Source organism: Microbacterium sp. (genome assembly GCF_035687345.1).
Classification (GTDB): Bacteria; Actinomycetota; Actinomycetes; order Actinomycetales; family Microbacteriaceae; genus Microbacterium.
This window is the reverse complement of record NZ_DASRXZ010000030.1, coordinates 21,721-28,942: the sequence shown is the minus strand read 5'-3', so window position 1 is coordinate 28,942 and position 7,222 is coordinate 21,721. Positions and strand designations below refer to the sequence as shown.

The window sequence follows — 7,222 nt, the reverse complement described above, 5'->3', positions numbered from 1 at the left end:
CCGCCATCGTCGTGAAGAGGGCCTTGTCCCCGGCCACGGCCGCCGCGCGGATCTCGTAGCCGTCGGCACGCGCCGCGCCGCCGCTCGGCGTGTTCACGACGATGTCGATCTCGCCTTCGTTGATGAGGTCGACGATGTTCTTCTCCCCCGTCGTCTGGGTCTGGCTGTACTTGTTCACGAGGGTCACGTCGATGCCGTTGCGGCCGAGGATCTCGGCGGTGCCCTCCGTCGCGACGAGCGAGAAGCCGAGCTGCTGCAGACGGTGCGCCGGCAGGATCACGGCCCGCTTGTCGCTGTCGGCGACCGAGATGAACACGGTGCCCGACAGCGGCATGCCGCCGTACGCGGCCTCCTGGCTCTTGGCGAACGCCGTCGGGAAGTCGCGGTCGATGCCCATGACCTCGCCCGTCGAGCGCATCTCGGGCCCGAGCACGGAGTCGACGATGTGACCGTCCGCCGTGCGGAAGCGCTTGAACGGAAGCACCGCCTCCTTGACGGCGACCGGTGCGCCGAAGGGCACGCGCGAGCCGTCGACCGGCGGCAGGAGACCTTCGGCGACGAGCTCGGCGATCGTCGCGCCCGCCATGATGCGGGCGGCGGCCTTCGCGAGCGGGATCCCGAGTGCCTTCGACACGAACGGCACGGTGCGGCTCGCACGGGGGTTCGCCTCGATCACGTAGAGCACGCCCGCGCTGATCGCGAACTGCACGTTGATGAGCCCGCGCACGCCGACGCCCTCGGCGATCGCGCGCGTCGCATCGCGCACGCGGTCGATGTCGGAGCGGCCGAGCGACATGGGCGGCAGTGCGCAGCTCGAGTCGCCGGAGTGGATGCCGGCCTCCTCGAGGTGCTCCATCACGCCGCCGACGTACAGCTCGTCGCCGTCGTACAGGGCGTCGACGTCGATCTCGATCGCGTCGTCGAGGAACCGGTCCACGAGCAGCGGGAGGCCCGGGCCGATGATCGCCTGGTCCGCGATGCGGTCGAAGTAGTCGCGCAGGCTCGCGGTGTCGTAGACGATCTCCATGCCGCGGCCGCCGAGCACGAAGCTCGGGCGCACGAGCACGGGGTATCCGATGTCCTCCGCCACGGCGACCGCGCCCTCGACGTCGATCGCCGTTCCGTGGCGCGGCGCGACGAGGCCCGCCGACGCGAGGATGCCGCTGAACAGCCCGCGCTCCTCGGCGAGGTCGATCGCGTCGGGGCTCGTGCCGAGGATGCGGTAGCCGGCGTCCTGGATGCCCTTCGCGAGGCCGAGCGGCGTCTGGCCGCCGAGCTGGCAGATCACGCCGAGGATCTGGCCGGACTGCGACTCGGCGTGCAGCACCTCGAGCACATCCTCGAGCGTGAGCGGCTCGAAGTACAGGCGGTCGCTCGTGTCGTAGTCGGTCGAGACCGTCTCCGGGTTGCAGTTGACCATGACGGTCTCGTAGCCCGCCGCCGACAGCGCGAACGACGCATGCACGCACGAGTAGTCGAACTCGACGCCCTGGCCGATGCGGTTCGGTCCCGAGCCGATGATGACGACCTTCGTGCGATCCGAGGGCGCGACCTCGGTCTCGGCGTCGTAGCTCGAGTAGTGGTAGGGCGTCAGCGCCGGGAACTCCCCCGCGCACGTGTCGACCGTCTTGTAGACGGGACGGACGCCGAGGGCGTGACGGATGCCGCGCACCTCCGCCTCGGCGTCATCGCGCAACTGCGCGATCTGCGCGTCGCTGAACCCGTGCTCCTTCGCGACGCGGAGGGTGTGCGCGTCGAGCTCGCGCGCGGTGCGCACGAACTCGGCGACCTCGTTGATGAGCACGATCTGGTCCAGGAACCACGGGTCGATCTTCGTCGCCTCGAACGCCTGCTCGACCGTCGCGCCCTTGCGCAGCGCCTGCTGCAGCAGCACGATGCGGCCGTCTGTCGGGGTCTTCGCGAGCTCGAGCAGCTCGTCGACCGACCGCGGCTCGTCGCCCCAGTGGAAGCTCGATCCGCGCTTCTCGAGCGAGCGCAGAGCCTTCTGCAGCGCGGTCGCGTAATTGCGTCCGATCGCCATCGCCTCGCCGACCGACTTCATGGTCGTCGTGAGGGTCGTGTCGGCCGCGGGGAACTTCTCGAAGTTGAAGCGCGGCACCTTCACGACGACGTAGTCGAGCGTCGGCTCGAAGCTCGCCGGCGTCACCTTCGTGATGTCGTTCGGGATCTCGTCGAGGCGGTAGCCGATCGCGAGCTTCGCCGCGATTTTCGCGATCGGGAAGCCCGTCGCCTTCGAGGCGAGGGCCGACGAGCGCGAGACGCGCGGGTTCATCTCGATCACGATCACGCGGCCCGTCTCCGGGTCGACGGCGAACTGGATGTTGCATCCGCCCGTGTCGACGCCTACCGCGCGGATGATGTCGATGCCGATGTCGCGCAGCTTCTGGTACTCGCGGTCGGTGAGGGTCAGCGCGGGCGCGACGGTGATCGAGTCGCCGGTGTGCACGCCGACGGGGTCGACGTTTTCGATCGAGCACACGACGACCGTGTTGTCGGCCGTGTCGCGCATGAGCTCGAGCTCGTACTCCTTCCATCCGAGGATCGACTCCTCGAGCAGCACCTCGCTCGTCGGCGAATCGTGCAGACCCGCGCCGCCGATGCGCCGCAGGTCCTCCTCGTCGAACGCGAAGCCCGACCCGAGTCCGCCCATCGTGAACGACGGGCGCACGACGAGCGGGTAGCCGAGCTTCTCGGCGCCGGCGAGCAGCTCCTCCATCGAGTGGCAGATGACGGATGCCGCGACGTCGGCGCCGGCCGCGACGACCAGCTCCTTGAAGATCTGCCGGTCCTCGCCCTTGCGGATCGCGTCGACCTTCGCGCCGATCAGCTCGACGCCGTACTTGTCGAGGATCCCCTGCTCGTGGAGGGCGATCGCCGCATTCAGCGCCGTCTGGCCGCCCAGCGTCGGCAGGATGGCATCCGGCTTCTCCTTCGCGATGATCGTCTCGATCACGGCGGGCGTGATCGGCTCGATGTAGGTCGCGTCGGCGAAGTCCGGGTCGGTCATGATCGTCGCCGGGTTGGGGTTCACGAGGATGACGCGCAGCCCCTCGGCACGCAGCACGCGGCACGCCTGCGTGCCCGAGTAGTCGAACTCGGCGGCCTGGCCGATGACGATCGGGCCCGACCCGATCACGAGGACGCTCTGGATGTCGTCGCGCTTGGGCATCAGTCGTTCTCTCCGGTCGTCGACGCTTCGTCTCGCTGCGCTCGCTCACCATGCGAGGGGTCTCGCTGGGCGCGCATCTCCCGCTCCGCGAGCGAGGCGAGCACCATGTCGCGGAAGCGGTCGAACAGGTAGTTGGCGTCGTGGGGCCCTGCGGCCGCCTCGGGGTGGTACTGCACCGAGAAGGCCGGGATGTCGAGCGCACGCAGGCCCTCGACGACGCGGTCGTTGAGGCCGACGTGGCTCACCTCGATGCGGCCGTAGCCGGCGGGGCTGTCGAACTCCCCCTCGACCGGCGCGTCGACCGCGAAGCCGTGATTGTGAGCCGTGATCTCGACGCGGCCGGTCGACTTGTCGAGCACCGGCTGGTTGATGCCGCGGTGGCCGAACGGCAGCTTGTAGGTGCCGAGGCCCAGCGCGCGGCCGAGAAGCTGGTTGCCGAAGCAGATGCCGAAGAACGGAAGCCCGTCGTCGAGCACGCCGCGCAGCAGTTCGACATGGGCGTCGGATGCCGCGGGGTCGCCCGGTCCGTTCGAGTAGAACACCGCGACCGGCTCGATCGCGCGCAGCTCGTCGATCGTGACGTTCTGCGGCAGGACGTGGACCTCGAACCCGCGCGCCGCGAGGTTGTCGACGGTCGCCTGCTTGACCCCGAGATCGAGCACAGCCAGGTTGCCGATCCGCTCGCCCTTCGCGGGCGTGACCTGCGCGACGGGGACCGAGACCTGCGCCGACAGGTTGAGCCCGGCCATCTGCGGCGCCTCGCGCACGAGGCGGAGCTGCTCGTCGGGCTCGATCGACGCGGAGTCGCCCGAGAAGATGCCGCCTCGCATGCTGCCGGCGGAGCGGATGTGCCGCGTCACCGCGCGCGTGTCGATGCCGCTGATGCCGACGATGCCGTCGCGCTCGAGCGCGTCGTCGAGCGACTCGTCGGCCCGCCAGTTCGACACGACGCGCGAGGGGTCGCGCACGATGTAGCCCGACACCCAGATGCGGCGGGACTCGGGGTCCTCCTGGTTCATTCCGGTGTTGCCGATGTGCGGCGCGGTCTGCAGCACGATCTGACCGGCGTACGACGGATCGGTGAGGGTCTCCTGGTAGCCGGTCATGCCCGTCGCGAAGACGACCTCGCCGAGCGTCGTACCGCGCGCTCCGTACGCGCGCCCGACGTGGCGGGTGCCGTCCTCGAGGACGAGGACCGCGGGATCGGTCGTGAACAGCGAGGTCATGCGTCGGTTCCTGTCGTGGTGAGCGGGGCGATCGCGTCGGCGAGCGCGCGGGCCGAGGCGTCCTGCGGCCGGAAGTACGAGTCGACGAGCGTCGCGTCGTCGATGCGCCACGTGACCCGCACGAGGCCGTCCTTCTCGACGACGCGGTCGATCGCGACGGTGGACTGACCGACCGACGCGATGCGCTCGGCCGGGACGTGGATGCGGGGCTGCCCCGCGAGGTCGATGACGAGGCCCGAGTCGGCCACGATGAGCTCGGCCTTCGAGCGGAACGCGAGCCCCTTGATCGCGAGCCGCTCGAGCGGCTCGTCGTGGCGCGTCGTCGCTACGTACAACGCGGGGAACCAGTGCGCCGCCACGGCGCCGACCGGCGGCTCGCCGAACGGGGCGCGCAGTCCGCGGTCGCGGCGCGCGCGCAGCCACCACCCGAGGGCGAGGGCGGCGAGGATCACGACGGCGGCCGCGATCATGATCGCGACGGCTCCTTCGCGGGTCATGCGCGCACCCCCGGCTCGTCGAGCAGGGCTCCGTCGACGACGGTCGGCACTCCGCGGTGCAGGGTCCAGCGCACCTCGCCGGGCAGCTCGCGACCGAGGTAGGGCGAGTTCGCGCTGCGGCCACGCAGGTCGTGCGTCGAGAACGTCCGAACGGGCGTCGGGTCGTAGAAGGTGACGGATGCCGCGTGCCCCGGCGTCAGCGGCGTGCCGAAGCCCTCGAGTCGCCCGATGCGGGCAGGCTCGCGGCTCATGATGCGCGCGACATCGGCCCACGTGATGAGCCCCGTGTCGACCATCGCGAGCTGCACGACGCGCAGCGCGCTCTCGAGGCCGACCATGCCGTTCGCGGCCGCCTGCCACTCGCACGCCTTCGCCTCGGGCGGATGCGGCGCGTGGTCGGTCGCGACGATGTCGATCGTGCCGTCGGCGAGCCCCTCGCGCACCGCGAGGACGTCCTCCTCGCGCCGCAGCGGCGGGTTGACCTTGAATCGCGCGTCGTAGCCGCGCGCGAGCTCGTCGGTCAGCAGCAGGTGGTGCGGCGTGACCTCGGCGGTCACGTTCACACCGCGATGCTTCGCCCACCGGATGATCTCGACCGAGCCGGCCGTCGAGAGGTGGCACACGTGCAGGCGCGATCCGACGTGCTCGGCCAGGAGCACATCGCGCGCGATGATCGACTCCTCGGCGACCGCGGGCCACCCGGCGAGGCCGAGCTCCGCCGAGACGACGCCCTCGTTCATCTGGGCGCCCTCGGTGAGCCGCGGGTCCTGCGCGTGCTGCGCGATCACCCCGTCGAACGCCTTCACGTACTCCAGGGCGCGGCGCATGATGAGCGGGTCCCACACGCAGAATCCATCGTCGCTGAAGACGCGCACGCGGGCACGCGAGTCGGCCATCGCACCGAGCTCGGCGAGGCGCTCGCCCTTCTGCCCGACCGTGACCGCGCCGATCGGCTGCACCGTCACGAAGCCGGCGGCCTCGCCGAGGGCGAGCTCCTGCTCGACGACCCCCGCCGTGTCGGCCACGGGCGAGGTGTTCGGCATCGCGAAGACGGCCGCGTAGCCGCCCGCAGCCGCGGCGCGCGATCCGGTGAGGACCGTCTCGGATGCCTCGTACCCCGGCTCGCGCAGGTGGGTGTGCAGATCCACGAGGCCGGGGAGCATGACGAGTCCGTCGACGTCGACCACCGTCGCGCCCGCGCGGCTGAGCCCGACGCCGGTCTCGACGATCATGCCGTCCTCGACGAGCAGGTCGAGCGCGCCGGTGCCCTCGAGCGATGCGCCGCGGAACAGCAGCGTCTCGGTTGCCGAGCTGCCGCTCTCGGCGGCGTGTCCCAGGGCCGTCACGCGGCTCTCCCATCGTCGTCGCGCTCCCCCGCCAGGAGCAGATACAGCACCGCCATCCGCACCGACACGCCGTTCGCCACCTGGTCGAGCACCGTCGACCGGGACGAGTCGGCGGCGTCGGCGGAGATCTCGAGCCCGCGGTTCATGGGACCGGGGTGCATGACAATGCTATCCGCCGCGAGGCCCGCCAAACGCGTCGCATCGAGCCCCCACCTGCGGGAATACTCCCGTTCGGTCGGGAAATACGCGGCGTTCATGCGCTCGAGCTGGATCCGCAGCATCATGAGCGCGTCGGGCGCCTCGGCGACCGCCGCGTCGAGGTCGTAGAGCACGCGCACGGGCCATGCCGACACGTCCTGCGGCACGAGCGTCGGCGGCGCCACGAGGGTCACGCTCGCGCCGAGCGTGTGCAGCAGCCACACGTTCGAGCGTGCGACACGCGAGTGCAGGATGTCGCCCACGATCGTCACGGCGAGCCCGCTGAGGTCGCGCCCGCGGCTGTCCGCGCCGAACCGCCGCTTGCGGATCGTGAAGGCGTCGAGGAGCGCCTGCGTCGGATGCTCGTGCGTCCCGTCGCCCGCGTTCACGACCCCCGCGGTGATCCAGCCGCTCGTCGCGAGAGTGCGGGGCGCTCCGGATGCCCCGTGGCGCATGACGACCGCATCCGCCCCCATCGCCTGAAGCGTCTGCGCCGTGTCCTGCAGGCTCTCGCCCTTCGAGACGCTCGAGCCCTTCGCCGAGAAGTTGATGACGTCCGCCGACAGCCGCTTCGCGGCCGCTTCGAACGAGATGCGCGTGCGCGTGGAGTCCTCGAAGAAGAGGTTCACGACGGTCTTGCCGCGCAGCGTCGGCAGCTTCTTCACTTCGCGCTGCTGCGTGTCGGCCATGTCCTCCGCGACGTCGAGGATGCGCAGCGCGGCATCGCGCGAGAGGGTCTTCGTGTCGAGCAGGTGCCTCATGCGA

The 7,222-nt window shown here is 70.6% G+C and carries 5 protein-coding genes; all 5 read right to left on the bottom strand.

Going from position 1 to position 7,222, the window contains the following annotated elements; translation table 11 throughout:
• Nucleotides 1–3,190: carbamoyl-phosphate synthase large subunit (carB, locus tag VFF97_RS03890; RefSeq protein ID WP_325032183.1), on the bottom strand; the 3,190-nt coding region annotated here is incomplete at its 3' end.
• Nucleotides 3,190–4,416, bottom strand: a complete 1,227-nt coding sequence (gene carA / locus VFF97_RS03885) for a glutamine-hydrolyzing carbamoyl-phosphate synthase small subunit (protein ID WP_325032182.1) — start codon at nucleotides 4,414–4,416, stop codon at nucleotides 3,190–3,192. The genes carA and carB, both read right to left, overlap by 1 nt.
• Nucleotides 4,413–4,913, bottom strand: a complete 501-nt coding sequence (locus VFF97_RS03880) for a hypothetical protein (RefSeq protein WP_325032181.1) — start codon at nucleotides 4,911–4,913, stop codon at nucleotides 4,413–4,415. The genes carA and VFF97_RS03880 overlap by 4 nt, the downstream gene beginning before the upstream one ends.
• A complete protein-coding gene (locus VFF97_RS03875) occupies nucleotides 4,910–6,259 on the bottom strand; it encodes a dihydroorotase (RefSeq protein ID WP_414684219.1) in 1,350 nt (449 codons plus the stop codon). Before VFF97_RS03875 ends, VFF97_RS03880 begins: the two co-directional genes overlap by 4 nt.
• Nucleotides 6,256–7,218: an aspartate carbamoyltransferase catalytic subunit gene (locus VFF97_RS03870; protein ID WP_325032180.1), complete on the bottom strand. Its 963-nt coding sequence runs from the start codon at nucleotides 7,216–7,218 to the stop codon at nucleotides 6,256–6,258. Before VFF97_RS03870 ends, VFF97_RS03875 begins: the two co-directional genes overlap by 4 nt.
• Nucleotides 7,219–7,222: the final 4 nt, after the last annotated feature.

What these genes read in the sequence shown, in the direction of transcription:
- VFF97_RS03870 (WP_325032180.1), bottom strand. Translation starts at nt 7,218, where the DNA reads ATGAGGCACCTGCTCGACACGAAGACCCTCTCGCGCGATGCCGCGCTG.
- carA (WP_325032182.1), bottom strand. Translation starts at nt 4,416, where the DNA reads ATGACCTCGCTGTTCACGACCGATCCCGCGGTCCTCGTCCTCGAGGAC.
- VFF97_RS03880 (WP_325032181.1), bottom strand. Translation starts at nt 4,913, where the DNA reads ATGACCCGCGAAGGAGCCGTCGCGATCATGATCGCGGCCGCCGTCGTG.